Origin of the sequence: Paraliobacillus ryukyuensis, from assembly GCF_003315295.1 — a bacterium.
GTDB lineage: Bacteria > Bacillota > Bacilli > Bacillales > Amphibacillaceae > Paraliobacillus > Paraliobacillus ryukyuensis.
This window is the reverse complement of sequence record NZ_QNRI01000011.1, coordinates 78,592-95,034: the sequence shown is the minus strand read 5'-3', so window position 1 is coordinate 95,034 and position 16,443 is coordinate 78,592. Positions and strand designations below refer to the sequence as shown.

Below are 16,443 nucleotides of genomic sequence, written 5' to 3'. Positions count from 1 at the left end.
TAATACCATCTCCTTTTTAAAAAACACCAAAGGAAGTATCTGTAAAAAAATAATTAATTAAAATTCTGGATACTTTTCTTAGTTGTGGTTAGGAAAGCAGGTTTGTGTCACTATAAGTTTAAGTTTAAGCAATGATTGCTACTGTGGATTTGATAGCTGTATACTTATTGTGTCTCATTTTCATAATCAGTTATTTATGTTCGCTTTTATATTTGAATAAAAGCATTATAGTAATAAGGTTTAAACCAATTGCAATAATGGACAAAGTTATAGAAAGTTCTGGCATGTTTTATCACCCCCTTTACTTTTTTAATTAGCCTCTTTTGGTATATCCTCACGAACGACAGTGTAATCACTTCTTTTTCATTTTAAAAAATGAAATCACATATTTTGGAATAGCCTCATTTTTATTTGATTGCTTTAAGGTAAAATATAAATATGGAATTATTAATATATTTGTTTCAAATTTTCATTATATTCACTTATTAATTCTCTTAACTTAATTATATTAGTTGAATAACCAACTTCAATATATTTCAACCCTAAAAGGGCATCTAAGAAATATCCATCTCTTATTAGATCCCAGAATGAATAAATTTCTGTAATCTTAAATGGTGCTGTGAATTTTATTTTTATTATTATTCTTTTCTCAAAGTAGTAAACAATCAATTTATCTTCTTTTTCATCATGTCCCAAAATAGGACCAATTTCATTTTTTATACGCAGGTCTGGATGTTTAAAATCAACATTATTTTCTAAATACCATTCCATTACTGGTAGGTACTTTTCAATAGTATTTTTTAAAATGTTTATTTGTTCTTGCATGATTTTTTCGTAATCCTCTGTTACTTTATAGTATATATGCATTTCTTCTTCGAGTTTTTTTATGATCTTGTCGGTTTCAATGTTACACATTGCTCTCACCTTCTTTATTTTTGGTTAGAAATATTTTTAGGTATTTTAGTATCCGAAAAGTGACCGATAGTTTTTAAAAAAGTATTTTCTCATATTAGTGTAAAATTATAAATGTTGTTACAACAAGGTTTTTATTCAATATTTTTAATTATTTCAATGGTTATTATATGGGCGGCATGATGTAAACCATCTCCCATAAACGCTGGTATAACGGTGTTTTAGGTTGTTTTCAATCTGATTTTTGATAAAAAAACAACATTTAGACAACATTTTATTTTAGCTTAATCTAAGATGTTTCCGTACAGATTTTCTATCTTTGCGGAAGCATCTTTTTTTCATACTGGTAGTATGATGTGTATAAATCTGGCTCTATTATTTATTGTACAATCATAAAAAAAGCGCACCTAAGTGCGCTTAAATATTTATTCTGGACTTACTTCAAATTCAACTGTATCAGAGCTAAGTGTGAAGGTTGGTTCGTATATAATCTTATAAGTTTCTGATTCTGGCACATCATATTTCATTGTTCCAGATATACTATTACCAGAGCTTATATTTTCGTTCATGAATCCATCACCACTCATGTATTCGCTATATTGCGTACCATCCACACTTATAGTGAATTCATCTACTCCTATGTACAATGAATCATCACCAGTATTTTTTGCTTCAAAGTCTACAGCCAACACTTTACCATTCTCAGCTTCCATAAATTCATTTGCTTCGGCATAATAAACTTTGGTAAACGTAACTTCTGCATCTCCTAAATTAACCGTATCACCAACTCCGTATACTTTGTCACTTTGATCTGCTTCTTTTTCACTTTTGTTTTCATTTGTTTCTGACTGACCTGAATCACTTCCACTACTTTCATCGCTTGTGCTGCTCTCGCTTCCGCAAGCCGCCAAAAACAATAACGTACTAATTACTGCTAAAAATAAAAATTTCTTCATCATTAACCCTCCATAAATTTTGTTTATTTATTTGATTAAATCATTAATCATTTAGTTAGTTTCTTTCCATATAAATAACTTCTTTGAAATCTACAATACTTATAATCAGTTTTGAGACTTCGTTTTCTAGAGAGTTCTATAATTCTAACTTTGATTCTACTTAAATTAATTCCAGCATGATTGGTTATAGTTGAATTAACTATAATATCACTGCTCAAAACCGAAACACTATTATCATTAAAAGGAAAATCAATAATATTCTCTGGTTTATATGGGGTATCAATTAGATGTAGATGAAGTTATTATTCCAATCAGTGTTACTATTACTACCAACTGTTAACTTTAGATTTTTTAATATTTTATAAAATCACTATAGATAGTAATATCATTCATGTTTGACTACATCCATCGGTTAATATGGTTTGTTGATAACCATATTGATTTCAGTAGACTACTCGCTCGGCTCATTACTTGATTACAAGTTGATGGTTGCTCTCTAATTATTTTATCAATAGAAGCTAGCTGTATTCTTGCAGTATTTGCTCTGATCTTTTTGCACAATGTCCATCGTAACATTAAACTTATAAAACAAAAATAATTTCCAATGATAATCGATGTACGCCTCGCTAGCTTTTTAAAATCATATAGAAAGGCATAGAAGCATAAAGCCTAAATTGATTAGCTTGCTTCCATGTAAGGCTTAAAAGTTCTAACATTGTTTGCTTGACCTCCGTAGTGCTAAGTGGATGATAGAGTCCAAGGAAAATATCGCCCGAACTGCTTCTTTACTTTTTTCTGGATTTAGAAATATAGTAAAGGCTCTTTCATACCAAATTACAACCTCTTCATAACTTTCCATAAAAATTACATTTATATTTAGTTTATCGGTAACGTTATCAATATTTAAATCGAATATAGATAATAAAATATTATTTTCTATGTTTAAACTCTTCAACCAATTCTCTAAATAGTTTTTCTTAAAGGATTTAGGTATATAAACCATTCAAAATAAGAAAGTAAGTTCGTTTTATCGGCATAAAAAATACCAAACCAAACTAAAGGTTATCTTATTTATTATCTCTTAGTTTTCGGAAAATTTTTAGCCACTCTATTCCTTGGTTTGTTCTAAGCAACCTTTTTTCTAATTCCATGTTCTTCAAACTTATTGAAATACATTATATACCAATACTACTATTTCTAAAATAGATAAACAACCTAATATTCTAAAAAAATTTCAATATATTTTTATAAAATAAGTATAAAGTCATATTTTATAGGATGTTTATGTTAAAATTATACATTTTTTTGGATGGTGATTTTTTCATTATCTGTCACATACCTGCTTCATGTTCAATTCTTTTCATAATCGGTAGGGGAATCAACGCCAGGTTGAATCATCATACTAACATCAAAGAAATAAATTAGATGCACTTTAGAGTTGTGAGAGAAATTAACAAAAACGGAACAATCTAATTGAACTATACCCCGAATAATGGACACAGATAAAAAAGTGCCCTTATTCGGGGTATAGTTCACATGGTAAAGCAATATATAGAACATTATAAAAAAGAAACTAACTGAAACGAGTGTCACTATTTTATTAATTTCCGTATCGATTTCAATTTTATTTCCGTACTATAGTAAAATTATTATTCTATTATGATTGTGTATACCATCCATTAATTAAAAGACACTGAGAATAAAAAGATATTTTTTGGTTCTTTCTATTGGTCCGATCACAATATCTAATTCTATTGGAAGGTTAACCATAGAAAAGAGTGAATTTAGGAATTATTTTGGTGGGCTTACTGGGTTGACTCTACCTGTAGGTTAAAGTCCAATGCGAAAAAGCTTCTTCCTGTTTTGCAACTAAGTCTAGCCAATCCAGCTCCCAACGTGTTTTCTGAAACAGCCTCGTTTAACTCTGGTTGTCATTCATCCTATTATAAGGCACTCTCCCAAACCACTTATAACGATGAGTTGAAATAAAACGATACACAGGATCCCCAATATTTTTGACAAATGGTAGATAAAGTAATAAAGCTAAAGGGATAGTGGCTGGTAGTAAAGAAAGAATCTTTCGAACGGTATTAAATCCTGTCAGAACTCGTTTGTCTATTGTATACATATAGATTTCGTCATACATATTCTTATAGTTATTGTTAACTCTCTCTTTTATTGATTCACGTACTTCTTGAACAGGGTGCCAAAAAATAGTGTTATTCCAGTCCAGTCTTTTCAGCACAGCTTTCACTGTTCGGCATAAAGGGCATTCAGCATCGAAAAATACAATATGCTTATTCAAAGGTTTTTCTCCTTTCTGTTTTATATTTTAGCACAGAGATTATTTGTCAATTTTGTATATTCCGTTGTAAGCTTCAATTCAAATACATTTCGTTTTATTTCTTCTGTGTAAACATTTATATTTTCCCCAATAAAAAGCACTACTAACATCTTTTTAAATTTATATATGACTCAAATCGAGACTCTTTTCTCTGTCTTACTCAATTAAGTCTCTCCATACAAGGACTAAAGTGACTAAAATAACCATATTAAACATTTCAAAACATACTAACATAATAATCGAATTGAAATTTGTTCCGTTATAAAGAGGGGCGTTTTATTTAAAAAGTGTTGAATGGTTGGTTATGGCTGAAAGTGATCCTGCGCTGTATTGATCACTGTACATATAATCCTAGTATAAGTTTATTTAACATATAATAATCAGAGCTTAGTTTTTTCACATTATTTGTAATACATAGTAGCAAGCGTTCTATGATTTGGAGTATTAGAGAAATTATTTAGACGTTTTTTCGTGGAAAAATTGAACAATTTAGTTCTCTTTGGGGTTAATTTTCACTTCAATTATTTTAATACGGGCCATTATACAATAGTAGTGTATTTCTCTGCAAAATTATATATGGAAAAATATCATTGGGGGAACAGAAGAGTGAAATTCATGGAACTGGCGTGTTTATCATCATTGTAACTTGTTCTGCCTTTAGGAATAAGGTGAGGCTTCTCATTAGTTGAAAAACTTCTGAGAAGCCTTTTTTTATTAAATGCTCGATAAGCTAATCATGTTCCTTTTATCTATAAATTTGTAGTATACCGTTTATCTAATATTCAGGAAAGTAAAGTGATCGTCAGACACTCATTCTCATCGCAATCAAACAGAACGAAGCATATCTAATAGAGAATTGGCTTGGGGGTATTCGTTATTATCTGTAAGCACTGGCACACGTGTTAGCTACCGGTTCATAATAACAATGTTGTTTGAATTGTCCTGTAAGTGGTTGACCGTACCATGTAGGAGGGCATTCGCCATACGGATTAAAATACCAAAGGGCGTACTTAGAGGGGTGTTCTCTCCAGTACTTTACCACTTGGCGCGCTAATCTTCTCTCTACTTCTCTTGCGGGACTATAAAATAAATTGCCTTTTTGAACTGCTTCAAATGAATAATTTCCACCCTGCACTTGAAAAATCACATCACGTATGGATCTTACATCCCGAAAGTCTAAACAATCAGCTCTTGCTCGATTGACAATGACATTCCCAACCATCAGCATCCCTAGTTTTCCTTCGCCCTCTGCTTCTGCTCGCATCATCCTAGCAATTAAATCGATATCCTTACTGGTGTGTGCTACTCTTGCCAATGTTATCACCTCTAAAGAATTGTATGCATAAAATCTTTAAAAATTGACCACTTTTTCATAAAGAAAAAGGACTTATCTTAAAAAAAATGGGGGATAGCAGTTAAGATATATGATGAAGCATTCATTAGAAATGGTTTCAAATCGCTAAGCTTCCTTTCTCTATTTATTAAATGGAGGCTGTTTAAGAACGATGTATGCCTCCATAATGATTTAACCACTTGCATTTAATATTAAGTAAATATTTTCTTTTCTTCCACAAATAATAAGCAAGAAAGGAGGAGTTACGTTGAAAGTAGATGACGTTGGCAAAAAAATTGAAGAAACCACTGAAAGCCTGATGAAAAAAGGAGTTCCTCCCAGAGCTGCAGCATTTGCCTCTTCTATGGGGTATCTTAGACATGTGAAAAAGAAATAATCGCAATATCTAAAAAGGAGCAAAATTTTTTGCTCCTTCTTAGATATTGGATCGGATACTTTTCCAAGTTATACTAATAAGGGGTGATGACTGCTTCTATTAGAGGTATTCCATTATATCTATTTTCGAATGCCTAAGATTGGACAGTATACAATGCACATTTAAACAACAATCTCAATAGTTGAATATTTTAAAAAGTAAGTGAAGTTATTGGGAAAAAGAGAAAAGCTAAACGAAGTTGATCAGCACCAAGCAGCTATAAAAATAAGTAAGGGAAGTGTTTGCAATGCATCCGTTGTTAGAACAAATCCGAAAAGGTTTAATCGTTTCCTGTCAAGCCTTAGAAGGGGAGCCATTACATAGTTCATTTATTATGGGGCGAATGGCATTAGCGGCAAAAGAAGGTGGAGCAGTTGGAATTAGAGCTAACTCTGTTTCTGACATTAAAGAAATAAAAAAGCAAGTATCACTTCCTGTAATTGGGATTGTTAAACAAGTATACGGGACTCATCCAGTGTTTATTACGCCAACGATAAAGGAAGTGGAAGCCTTAGCCAAGACAGGTGTGGAGATTATTGCGACAGATGCTACAAATCGAATACGGCCAGATGGTAGTGACTTAAACACATTTTATCAAGAGGTAAGAAGTGCCTATCCGAATATCCTATTGATGGCTGATGTATCAACGTTAGAAGAAGCGATTTATGCAGATGAGTTAGGGTTTGATATTGTAGCACCGACATTATATGGGTATACAGAAGAGACAAAGGGTAAAAAAATCGATGATCATGATTATGCTGTTATTAAACAAATCGTCAAAGAAGTTAAAAATGCCAAAGTGATTGCAGAAGGCAACGTTTCCACTCCAGAAATTGCTCGCTCCGTGTTAGATATAAATGTGCATGCGGTCGTGGTAGGCGGGGCGATTACCAGACCACAAATGATTACGAAAAGATTCGTTGATGCCATGGGAAAATGATAAATACTATCTAAGGTAGAATAACCTGTACAAAATTTGTTTTTATCTTAAAATGAAGGCAGGTAATAATTAAGCTTATCTTCAAGTTTGTTGGCTTTATGAAATGTCTACCGATCCTGGCGTAAGGGACATGCTCTCGTTCTTAATTGCTCGTGCTACGATGCATGAAAACCAATGGGTGGCAGCTATTTTTGTTTAGATCTCTAGAGATGTGATTCCAGGTAGCCCTTTCATTCATCCAAATGGTTAAGTAGTCAATCATATATTTAACCTAGTGTAACATGTCGTCTCTTTTATCAATGTATAATGCTCCATTTTTTTGCACTTCAGCATAAAATACATCAGAAATTGCAGCAATTCCAGCAGTTTTCAACTGTTGAGATAACCATTGTTCGTTAAGGTTTAATTTATCAAGATTTGTTTTAATAATTTGCCCATCTGATACAATCATTGTGGAAGTAGGGAAAATATTTGGGGGCAGGTTGTCGTATGCTTAAATCATTTTTCGTAACAGGTAGCTGGGATTCTTTTTTCAACACAGATAATTTACCATCGGTTTCAAATATAGCATAATCTACATCCGCAATCGAGAACACATTTTTTTCTCTTAATTTTGTATTTAATGCGTTTATATCTAAACGGACCTTCTTGGGTTCATCCTCTAATACTTTCCCTTTTTTTATAAGGATCCTAGGTTCACCGTCTATCACTTTACGAGCAGCTTGTGATTTAATATCCAATACTCCGAGAGTGATTGTAAATGCACTCCAAACAATTAATGCAATCATACCATTACGTATCGATAAGGTAGCATCTATTGCTAAAGATGCTCCAATTGTTCCGACTGCGATACTTGAAACAAAATTAAAAAAGGTCATTTGTGTTATTTCTTTTCTCCCCATTAATCGCGTTAGTGTTAATAACGTTACAAAAGCAATAGCTAGTCTTAGAATCAATTCGGATAGCTCCATTGTTGTTACTCCTTTAGTGTTTTTGTGGTTTCTTGTTAGTTGTTTCAATTTTTCATTATACTTATCCCAGTTATTTCGTTTTTTGAGTCATTTCGATTTCCCCCCATTCTTGTTAAGGCTAATGGAGGGTATAATAGTTATAAACCAAAGGGAAAGGTAGTTTTGATTTTCATGGATTTGAATTGGTCTGTTTTTTTAAAGTGCGGTATTAAGGTAGTGAAATAGAGGTTGAAACTTAACTGGTAAATACTAAAAAGAAAAAGCAGGGGATCTTTACGCTTCCCCTGCTTTGTTCTAATTAGTCACGAATTTCAGATGCTGTCAGTGTGATTGGTCCACGTAACAGGACATCATTAGTAGCTTGAGCAGTTAGAATATAGGTTACATTATTTAAATCTGTAGTAGGTTCATCAACATGAAGTACTGGGATTGGTTGGTTTTGATCGTCACGATTTTCTCCATCAATTTCCATGAAGTTTGCATCATAGATAACATTTGCCGGCGCAATTGTATTACGATAGATTCTAACACGTAACGTGCGGAAAGCTTTGGCATCATTATCTACATGGAATAATCCATTTAACAGCACTTGATTACCAGCTGCTACATTGTCTAAATTGACTTCAGCTACAGTAGTTTCGTTACCTAGAGGTGTACTAGGTGCTAAAGGATTTAATGAAAATCTAGTATCATAGTCAAAATCCACTAGCTTCCCTACCTGATCTGCACTCTTACCATCAGCTGTAACAGTAACATTGACATTTTGGTTTTGGCTTGGGTTGCCGACATTTGAGATTGTGTCTGTATCATTTTGAGCTTGTGCTTGATTTTGGTCTTGATCTTGGTTCTGTAATTGTAACTGTAGTTGTTTTTGAAGTTGTAATTGTAGTTGCAATTGCTTTTGCAGCTGTACTTGCTCTTGTAGCTGCAGTAATAGATCCTCCATCTCGTACTTCAACTCTTTGATTTCCCTCTTATAATCTTTTACCACTTAAATCTTTCCCCTTTCTTATTTGGTATACAATAATTTATGTAATCTAAATCTATTGGTCCGAACCGATGTCATAGATTCACTTAAAATGAGGAAAGGGTTGATAGATTTAGATTAAATGATTAATCAGGGAAAAGGAAAGGGATGGCACGGTTGAATGTCAGGTACATGAACAGATTCAACAAATAGAATCTGTGAGATGTTTGGATAAAAGTTAAAGGGATTACCCATGTCTGTTAAGATACAATCTTTATAATTGTCCTCTATCCATTCCAGATAATCAATTAATGAGTAACCGCTTGAACCTCTACTCGTTGTGTCTCCTTAACGTGTCTCCTTCTCTCTAATGAATGCAGAAAATAAGTATCCGCTCTTAAAACGGGCGGATACTTATTGAATAATTTATAACCAAAACAGGTTACTCCTGTATGTAATTGCTCAAGCAATGCTGAAAACAACTAGTTTGCATAAAGCACATTCAAATGACTGAGACGCCAATCTAAACGCGTTCTTCGTGGCAAGAACTGACGAATATCCTCCTCACTAAAGCCTGCTAACAGACGTTTTTCATCAACAATAATTGGGCTTTTAAGTAAATGAGGATGCTCTTGGATAGCCGTAACTAATTCACGTAGCGATATTTCTTCCATGTTTAAATTTAACTCTTTATATGCTTTCGATCGGGTAGCAATAATTTCGCTTGTGCCATCTTCTGTCATTCGTAAAATTTGAAGGATTTCATCCATTGTTATCGGTTCGTGCACAATATCTCTTTCTTTAAAAGTTATATCATTTGCTTTCAACCATTGTTTTGCTTTCCTAAATGATTTACTTCGGAATCCAAAAACTGTAACAGTCATGTGTTCTCCTCCTAACATTATTTAGATTTTTCTGTATAGACACCATATTTTATAAAGTCCATTTGAATACGGAACTGTTTAATCGCTACTTCATCTGATAATTTGTTCGTTAACTTTACAATTGAATTATGAAAAGCAATAGCTCCGATCATTTGTAAAATAGAGATAACTTCTTCTTTATCTTTAAATGGTTTGTGGTCAATTAATTCCATCAAACGATTGAAATGTTCTCGATCACTTGTAGAATCAAATATATCAGCAAACGTATTCTCCACTCTATAAGTGGCAAATAGTAATGCGTTTTTAATAAAGTTATGCTCTTCTTCATCCGGCATTGTAATTAGAAAATCATTATATATTTCGATGAATGCTTCAAATATGTCACCGTGGTGTTTTTCTAAAGCTTCAATAAAATTTTTCTTGCTTGTTTGTAATTTACTATCTAATAGAAAAAAATAAAGATCTTCTTTGTCGCTAAAATATTGATAAAAACTACCTCGTGGAATACCAGCTGTTTTAATAATATTAGCAATGGATGCTTCATGGAGTGGAGCACGAGCAAATTCCTGTTCTGCTGCCTCGATTAGTTTCGATTTTTTATTCTCTGTCAGATTAAAAAATGTTTCTTTTGGCAAAAACTTCCCTCCTATGTATATGACACGGTGTCACTTATCTACTATAATATATGACAATGTGTCACTTGTCAAATAAAAATGACACATTGTCATATGTGGTGCGTTGTAAAACAAAAAAAGAGCAAAGGAAAATCCTTTGCTCTCTTGTAGCATAGTTAGCTAACCTATATTTTAAATTGGCTTACAAACTGTTGTAACTCTTTGGATACGCCGCTCAGATTTTCAGAATGATCATAAACGTCTTGAATGGCCTTAGTTGATTGGTCAGAAGAACCAGTGATTTCTTCTATGCCAGCTGCTGATTCTTCAGCTACCGCAGCAATTTCTTCAACGCCACTGCTCATCTTTCTTGTCTCGGATGTGATTTCAGCTAAGATGTTAGCAATGTTTTTGATACTAAGCCCCATTTCATGAACAGAATTAGTAATATTTTTAAATGTTTCCCCAGTTTGTTGTACTTGATCGGTACCTTTTTCAACTTCTTCATAACCATTTTGTAATGTACTTACTACCTCAGTTGTTTCTGTTTGAATACTGTTAACAATTTGGGTAATCTCGCCAACAGAGCTTGATACTTGCTCAGCTAGGTTTCTTACTTCATCAGCGACGACAGCGAAACCTTTTCCATGTTCACCTGCTCGAGCTGCTTCAATTGCTGCGTTTAGTGCTAATAAGTTGGTTTGTTCGGCAATTTCTTCAATAACACGTACAAGCTTCGTTACTTCTTTTGACTTATTATCTAATCCTTTTACCGTATTAACGGAATCCTTAATGATTTTATCAATAACACCCATTTGCGTAACCGAAGATTGCATCATATTACTGCCTTCTTCGGTAAGGTTGATGACGTTATTAGAAGATTGTGAAATTTGTTTACTTCTTTCATAGGAATTATTTACCTGTTGCACAAAACTATTCATACTGTCTGATAAAGTACTAGCGTGATTAGCTTGAGAATCAGCACCAGCTGATAATTCTTCCATAGTAGAAGAAACTTGGTCGGCCCCATACATCATTTGTTCAGAAGATTGCATCAAGACATTACTAGACCTATCAATTCTATTTGATGTATCTTTTAACATCACGTTCATCTGTACAAATTGTTCTTGCATTTGATTGGTTGTGTGGATTAATTCACCAATTTCGTCATTTCGATTGCTCTGAAGATGTTCCTCACGTAAATTTCCTTCACCTAATTGTTGAAGTCTCGTAATGATCTGTTTTACTCCAGAACTAATAGAACCTGCCATCGCAATACCTATCACAGCTCCAATGATTAAGGATACTATTAGTAATGTCATGAGTGAAATTATTTTAGCAGCGCCTTCCAATCCATCTAAAAAAGTAAATGTAACTATTGTTAATGCGGAAGTGATCAATGCAACAACTAAATGTGATAATAATAATTTCTTTTTAATCTTCATCTTATCTCTCCTAGTAAGTTATAATGTGAATACTATGTTAAGTATTGAACAAATGAAAAGTGTAGTAATTATATCGACATTTTTGCATAATAGTGTAGTGATTTTCGCTATTTATTTTATCTGTATGCTTTGGAAATAATCTATTATGTAAATAACAAGTTACATATACGAATTCTTAAATAATTAGGTTAAAATATATTGGAGAAGTGATAAACAACACATAAGAGAATACAAGCATTTGCTAATAGTCTATTGGTAATTATTTTTAGAATTTACCATTTTAGTTTTAAATGGGAAAGAATTTTTAATAAGGGGATTGTGAAATGCTAACGAATATAGAACCAGTTGAAAATAATATAAAAGATAAAAAAAGCGATCATCAATTGAAAGTCGCTGATTTCTTATCATTAGTAAAGTTTAAGGTGTTGATAGCAAATCTTTTGCCAATACTGACGGGATTTGTGTTAGCATTGGACTTTTTTCATCAATCACTTATGGATTATTGGTTGACGAGTATCTTTATATGCGTTGGTGCCATGCTAGTTATAGCAGGAGCACTTGTGATGAATAATTGGTATGATGCAGATATTGATTCTGTGATGGAACGAACGAAAAAAAGGCCAACGGTAACTGGTGTCATGCCATTAAAAGCGGTATTTATTTTGGCGATATGTCTAACCATCATTGGTTACACTTTACTATTTATGGTGAATGTAGCAACGATATGGTTCGCTTTTATTGGTTGGTTTACGTATGTGTTTTTGTACACGATGTGGTCCAAACGTCGCTACACTTTTAACACGTTTATTGGTAGTGTATCTGGTGCTGTGACACCATTAATAGGCTGGGCTTCAGTGGGATCTATCTTTCATGTGGTTCCGATTGTATTATGTTTACTTCTGTTTATATGGCAAATGCTGCACACTTATGCGATAGCTATTAAAAAATACCAAGAGTATCTAGCTGCAAATGTAGCTATGCTACCAGTGGTTTCTGGAATAAACAGAACCAAAAGGCATATGGTTATTTATCTCCATTGTTTATTACCAATACCATTTTTACTATCATCATTAGGTCTGATATTTGTTCTTGTTACTTCCATTTTAAATATTGGATGGTTGATTTTGGTGGTTAGTGGTTTTTTAATGAAGGACGATACAACATGGGCGCACTGGAATTTCTTATACTCCGTGAATTATTTAATGATTGTTTTTTTATTATTGATTATTGTGACACTCTAAATTGAGAATGGCTAACACAATGCGGAAAACACTGTACTTCAATAATGACAGTGTTTTCTTTTGTTAAGGAGATGTTATTCATCTAGTAAATTTCTATTTTTATTATAAGATTTTCGAAGTGATGTGTAATTCCCGAAAAATGTAAAAATACCTATGAGTATTGCGGGTCCGACTATATCAGCAGACTCTGATAGATTAGCAGGGATGCCTTGAATCACTATAGAAAAGATTACGATCAAAATTATTGATACGATGCTTCGAGTTAAAATAGCTTTTCTTTCTTTCGTGTATTTTGTTTTAGTGGTTACTTCCGTATATTCGATACCTGAAAGCGTGTATCTGACCAGAATATAAGCAATGAAAAAAAATAAGGCAAGTAAAGTAATCGTTCCAGTTGTTGAATTTCCATATAGGGAATAGTTATTAATCAAAGCAAACACAACTAACAGCAATGCAAGTATCACGGCAGACTCTGCAATAAAATATACCATTTTCCTTTCCTTGTATTCATCGTTAGGTAAAAACTTAGATAACCAAGATTTTTCCATTTTCTTCACTCCTCCCAGAATAATTGATCAAGTGTTTTGTCTAACGCTTTTGCAATGGATAAGCATAAACGTAAAGTAGGATTGTATTCTCCTTTTTCGATTAGACCAATAGTTTGTCTTGTAACATTTACTTTTTTAGCTAATTGTTCTTGTGTGTAAGATTTCTCAGCTCTAGCTACTTTTATTCGATTTTTCATTGAATCACCAACTATGCAATATATAAATTACTTAATGTATTATATATATTACATTATTTTTATTAGAAAATCAATTCTTTGCTTGAAGTTTATTCCATAATCCGTTTAGGTGTGCCTTGGTATGACCGCTCACAAAATACCATGATTTGTTTCAGCAAGCTTCCTCTACTTAACAGAGGGTGAGCAATTATGTAAGCAATATAATGTCATAGGGCTAGTGGCAACACATCACGGATCAATTGCACCAAGTGCAGGCTTAACGTATCATTTGATTAGCCAATTAGATCCCCAGCATATTCGGTTTTATATGAACCTGGTAAAATGGTACATGAAGGACATGAAACTTACCTCATGGGCATGGAATTGTTGGGCGAGTATCATTTAAATAGTATTACAGATGCTTGCTGGATCGAGATATAAAATTCACCAGCGCCGTACAAGCAAATGCGGTACCTGTTGCTGCGTTCACCTTATCTCAAATTTTATTTTGCTTGAAAAATGGTTGACAATTCACAAAACAGATAAGAAAAACAAAGCGATATCCACTAAAACCTTTTGCTCTTACTTAGCAAGCTAGGAGATATAATATCCGAGCATAGAACATAATAACAACAGGCGATCCAAAGTGGGTGGCCTGTTACTTTTTTATCGGTAGCGATGTAAATAGATAGTACATTGTTCTTATTGGTTATAGCGCAATCTAGGGGTCTACTAATGTAGTTCATTTCTATTTCTACTGAAATATTGTTAAAAATATTCAATATATCACCATAATTTGTTTCATTTATAGTCATTTGTGCCGATATATAAATGGTCAAAAAAAGAGAAAAAAAGGGGACTACATCATGAGATTAAATATTAAACAGAAATTGGTAGTTAGCTTTATAATTGTAGCCATGGTTTTTGGAATAGCTTCATTTGTTGCCTACAAAAATATGAAACAATCAAATGAATCCTATAATTACTTAATTGAAACAGTGGAAGAACTTAGTTCTATTAGTCAATCAATTCAAACCGATACAGCACTTCAAATTGGTTATTATCGAGCATTTATGTTGTATGATAATGAGCAGTATATCGAATCGATGAAACAAGCAAATGAACGAATAAACGAATCCATTGAGGCAGGAAAGCAACTATCGACTTTACAAGAAACAACTGATCGTTTAGACAAAATTCAAACTGCCAATAATGACTTTCTAGAGGTGGCTAATCAACTCATTAATGAAAGTAGCGTTGATAAACAACAAGCACTTGCAGATGGATTAGACTTAATAACTCCTATTGCCAACAGTTTAACGGAAGACACAGACTCTTTCGAAACATGGCTTAATGAAGATATTTTAGACGTGAAATTTGCAGAGACGCAGACGAATTCACAAGCTGCTAGTCGCACAGTTCTAATCGTTAGTGCAATTGCCCTTATCATCGCAATTGGTGTAGGATTAGTAATCGCCCGCTTCATCTCTAAACCAATTGTGAAATTAGGGGAAGTAGCAGAAAAAGTAGCTGCTGGAGATCTGAAGGTTGAATCGATAACATTAAAAAGCAAAGATGAGATTTATTATTTGAATGAATCTTTTAATCAAATGACAACAAATTTACGAGACATGATTTATTCTATTGGCGAGAATTCTAATCAAGTAGCTGCTTCAGCTGAACAGTTAAATGCTGGTGCTGATCAATCTACGACAGCTGCACAAACTATTGCTTCATCTATCCAAGAGATCGCAACTGGAGCAGAGGAAACAACAACAAAATTAGAAAAAAATTCTCAGACATTACAAGAAGTAAGACAAGGTGTGTTTCATATTTCAGAGAAATCAGCAAATGTTTCTGAACTATCGAAGAAAACAGCCAATGAAGCAGAAGAAGGAACGCAATATGTTGAAAATAATTTATCACAAATGCAACATATTCATGAGTCGGTTAGTCGTTCCAATCAAGTTATTTCTTCATTATCCAATCGCTCGAAAGAAATCGGTGGGATTTTAGATGTCATTAGTAACATAGCAGAACAAACAAATCTGTTGGCACTGAATGCAGCAATAGAGGCAGCCCGAGCTGGTGAACATGGAACTGGCTTTGCGGTAGTTGCTGATGAAGTTAGAAAACTAGCAGAACAATCACAAACATCTGCAAGTAGTATCTCTGAATTAATTACGCTAATGCAACATGATACAGAAGAGTCAGTGAAAATTATGAATGAAGTCGTGATAAATGCGGAAGCTGGGGTTAAAGTAACGGAACAAACATCAGATAAATTCACGCAAATCCTAGAAAGTACTAGAAATATGACACCTCAAATAGAGCAGGTAACAGCAACGGTACAACAAATCTCTGCAAGTATTGATGAGGTAGCAAATGCAGCAATGAATATCTCGCAGGTAGCCCAAAACAATGCGGCAAGTTCTGAAGAGGTAGCAGCTTCAACAGAAGAACAACTTGCTTCAATGGAAGAAATCGATGCATCTGCCAAATCTTTAGCGCAAATGGCAGAAGCGTTAAAAGTATTAGTAAGTAAATTTAATGTCTGATTGTCTAGATATAAAAAGTAGAAGTCCTATATACAGACTTCTACTTTTTTATTATTAGTTACCGTTTGCTGATCATCTTTAGTATAATGATAACAAAATTTCTAAAGGATGGCGTTTT

16 protein-coding genes and 1 pseudogene are annotated in these 16,443 nt (G+C 33.3%); 5 read left to right on the top strand and 12 right to left on the bottom strand.

Features of this window, described 5'->3' with window-relative positions:
• Window positions 1-447: 447 nt before the first annotated feature.
• The 4 genes from DES48_RS13610 to DES48_RS13595 all read right to left on the bottom strand — a co-directional run bounded on the left by DES48_RS13610 (window position 448) and on the right by DES48_RS13595 (window position 5,527).
• Window positions 448-915 carry a hypothetical protein gene (locus DES48_RS13610; RefSeq protein WP_113869925.1) on the bottom strand — a complete coding sequence of 156 codons (468 nt, stop codon included), beginning with the start codon at window positions 913-915 and terminating at the stop codon, window positions 448-450.
• 422 nt (window positions 916-1,337) lie between these two features.
• The gene (locus tag DES48_RS13605) at window positions 1,338-1,868 is read right to left on the bottom strand and encodes a DUF4352 domain-containing protein (RefSeq protein WP_170126223.1); all 531 of its coding nucleotides are present in this window, start codon (window positions 1,866-1,868) and stop codon (window positions 1,338-1,340) included.
• A gap of 1,918 nt (window positions 1,869-3,786) precedes the next feature.
• Window positions 3,787-4,173 carry a thiol-disulfide oxidoreductase DCC family protein gene (locus DES48_RS13600; protein ID WP_113869923.1) on the bottom strand — a complete coding sequence of 129 codons (387 nt, stop codon included), beginning with the start codon at window positions 4,171-4,173 and terminating at the stop codon, window positions 3,787-3,789.
• Window positions 4,174-5,089: 916 nt separating this feature from the next.
• Window positions 5,090-5,527 carry a cell wall hydrolase gene (locus DES48_RS13595; RefSeq protein WP_113869922.1) on the bottom strand — a complete coding sequence of 146 codons (438 nt, stop codon included), beginning with the start codon at window positions 5,525-5,527 and terminating at the stop codon, window positions 5,090-5,092.
• A 286-nt stretch (window positions 5,528-5,813) separates the two neighbouring features.
• Here DES48_RS13595 and DES48_RS16445 point away from each other — a divergent pair, with 286 nt between their 5' ends.
• The 3 genes and pseudogenes from DES48_RS16445 to DES48_RS16440 all read left to right on the top strand — a co-directional run.
• Window positions 5,814-5,942, top strand: a complete 129-nt coding sequence (locus DES48_RS16445; protein WP_281269249.1) for a hypothetical protein — start codon at window positions 5,814-5,816, stop codon at window positions 5,940-5,942.
• A gap of 286 nt (window positions 5,943-6,228) precedes the next feature.
• Window positions 6,229-6,921: an N-acetylmannosamine-6-phosphate 2-epimerase gene (locus DES48_RS13590; protein WP_113869921.1), complete on the top strand. Its 693-nt coding sequence runs from the start codon at window positions 6,229-6,231 to the stop codon at window positions 6,919-6,921.
• A gap of 79 nt (window positions 6,922-7,000) precedes the next feature.
• A pseudogene (locus DES48_RS16440) lies at window positions 7,001-7,111 on the top strand (manganese catalase family protein); the annotation flags it as partial.
• Between the two features lie 81 nt (window positions 7,112-7,192).
• On the opposite strand, the gene DES48_RS16515 reads toward DES48_RS16440, so the two are convergent.
• From DES48_RS16515 to DES48_RS13560, 6 genes are all read right to left on the bottom strand, one after another.
• On the bottom strand, window positions 7,193-7,372 hold the full coding sequence (locus DES48_RS16515; protein WP_342769954.1) for a YetF domain-containing protein: 180 nt from the start codon (window positions 7,370-7,372) through the stop codon (window positions 7,193-7,195).
• Window positions 7,344-7,892 carry a DUF421 domain-containing protein gene (locus DES48_RS13580; RefSeq protein ID WP_342769953.1) on the bottom strand — a complete coding sequence of 183 codons (549 nt, stop codon included), beginning with the start codon at window positions 7,890-7,892 and terminating at the stop codon, window positions 7,344-7,346. Before DES48_RS13580 ends, DES48_RS16515 begins: the two co-directional genes overlap by 29 nt.
• A 298-nt stretch (window positions 7,893-8,190) precedes the next feature.
• Window positions 8,191-8,883, bottom strand: a complete 693-nt coding sequence (locus tag DES48_RS13575; RefSeq protein WP_113869920.1) for a hypothetical protein — start codon at window positions 8,881-8,883, stop codon at window positions 8,191-8,193.
• Window positions 8,884-9,341: 458 nt separating this feature from the next.
• A complete protein-coding gene (locus tag DES48_RS13570; RefSeq protein WP_079708646.1) occupies window positions 9,342-9,743 on the bottom strand; it encodes a Spx/MgsR family RNA polymerase-binding regulatory protein in 402 nt (133 codons plus the stop codon).
• 17 nt (window positions 9,744-9,760) lie between these two features.
• Window positions 9,761-10,378: a TetR/AcrR family transcriptional regulator gene (locus DES48_RS13565; RefSeq protein WP_113869919.1), complete on the bottom strand. Its 618-nt coding sequence runs from the start codon at window positions 10,376-10,378 to the stop codon at window positions 9,761-9,763.
• A 164-nt stretch (window positions 10,379-10,542) separates the two neighbouring features.
• Window positions 10,543-11,802, bottom strand: coding sequence for a methyl-accepting chemotaxis protein (locus DES48_RS13560; protein WP_113869918.1), 1,260 nt, complete (start codon window positions 11,800-11,802; stop codon window positions 10,543-10,545).
• 323 nt (window positions 11,803-12,125) lie between these two features.
• Here DES48_RS13560 and cyoE point away from each other — a divergent pair, with 323 nt between their 5' ends.
• On the top strand, window positions 12,126-13,043 hold the full coding sequence (gene cyoE, locus DES48_RS13555; protein WP_113869917.1) for a heme o synthase: 918 nt from the start codon (window positions 12,126-12,128) through the stop codon (window positions 13,041-13,043).
• A 74-nt stretch (window positions 13,044-13,117) separates the two neighbouring features.
• Here the strand turns inward: cyoE and DES48_RS13550 are convergent, their stop codons facing one another.
• Both DES48_RS13550 and DES48_RS13545 read right to left on the bottom strand, forming a co-directional pair.
• Window positions 13,118-13,591: a hypothetical protein gene (locus DES48_RS13550; RefSeq protein ID WP_079708650.1), complete on the bottom strand. Its 474-nt coding sequence runs from the start codon at window positions 13,589-13,591 to the stop codon at window positions 13,118-13,120.
• A gap of 5 nt (window positions 13,592-13,596) precedes the next feature.
• Complete coding sequence (locus tag DES48_RS13545) at window positions 13,597-13,788, bottom strand: helix-turn-helix transcriptional regulator (protein WP_079708651.1); 192 nt, start codon at window positions 13,786-13,788, stop codon at window positions 13,597-13,599.
• An 845-nt stretch (window positions 13,789-14,633) separates the two neighbouring features.
• On the opposite strand from DES48_RS13545, the gene DES48_RS13540 reads away from it, so the two are divergent.
• Window positions 14,634-16,325 carry a methyl-accepting chemotaxis protein gene (locus tag DES48_RS13540; RefSeq protein WP_113869916.1) on the top strand — a complete coding sequence of 564 codons (1,692 nt, stop codon included), beginning with the start codon at window positions 14,634-14,636 and terminating at the stop codon, window positions 16,323-16,325.
• Window positions 16,326-16,443 lie beyond the last annotated feature (118 nt).

Bases quoted from the DNA above. Each gene is read 5' to 3' on its own strand.
- DES48_RS13580 (WP_342769953.1), bottom strand. From the start codon at position 7,892: ATGGAGCTATCCGAATTGATTCTAAGACTAGCTATTGCTTTTGTAACG.
- DES48_RS13550 (WP_079708650.1), bottom strand. From the start codon at position 13,591: ATGGAAAAATCTTGGTTATCTAAGTTTTTACCTAACGATGAATACAAG.
- DES48_RS13605 (WP_170126223.1), bottom strand. From the start codon at position 1,868: ATGAAGAAATTTTTATTTTTAGCAGTAATTAGTACGTTATTGTTTTTG.
- DES48_RS13545 (WP_079708651.1), bottom strand. From the start codon at position 13,788: ATGAAAAATCGAATAAAAGTAGCTAGAGCTGAGAAATCTTACACACAA.
- DES48_RS13540 (WP_113869916.1), top strand. From the start codon at position 14,634: ATGAGATTAAATATTAAACAGAAATTGGTAGTTAGCTTTATAATTGTA.
- DES48_RS16515 (WP_342769954.1), bottom strand. From the start codon at position 7,372: ATGATTGTATCAGATGGGCAAATTATTAAAACAAATCTTGATAAATTA.
- DES48_RS13590 (WP_113869921.1), top strand. From the start codon at position 6,229: ATGCATCCGTTGTTAGAACAAATCCGAAAAGGTTTAATCGTTTCCTGT.
- DES48_RS13570 (WP_079708646.1), bottom strand. From the start codon at position 9,743: ATGACTGTTACAGTTTTTGGATTCCGAAGTAAATCATTTAGGAAAGCA.
- DES48_RS13610 (WP_113869925.1), bottom strand. From the start codon at position 915: ATGTGTAACATTGAAACCGACAAGATCATAAAAAAACTCGAAGAAGAA.
- DES48_RS13560 (WP_113869918.1), bottom strand. From the start codon at position 11,802: ATGAAGATTAAAAAGAAATTATTATTATCACATTTAGTTGTTGCATTG.
- cyoE (WP_113869917.1), top strand. From the start codon at position 12,126: ATGCTAACGAATATAGAACCAGTTGAAAATAATATAAAAGATAAAAAA.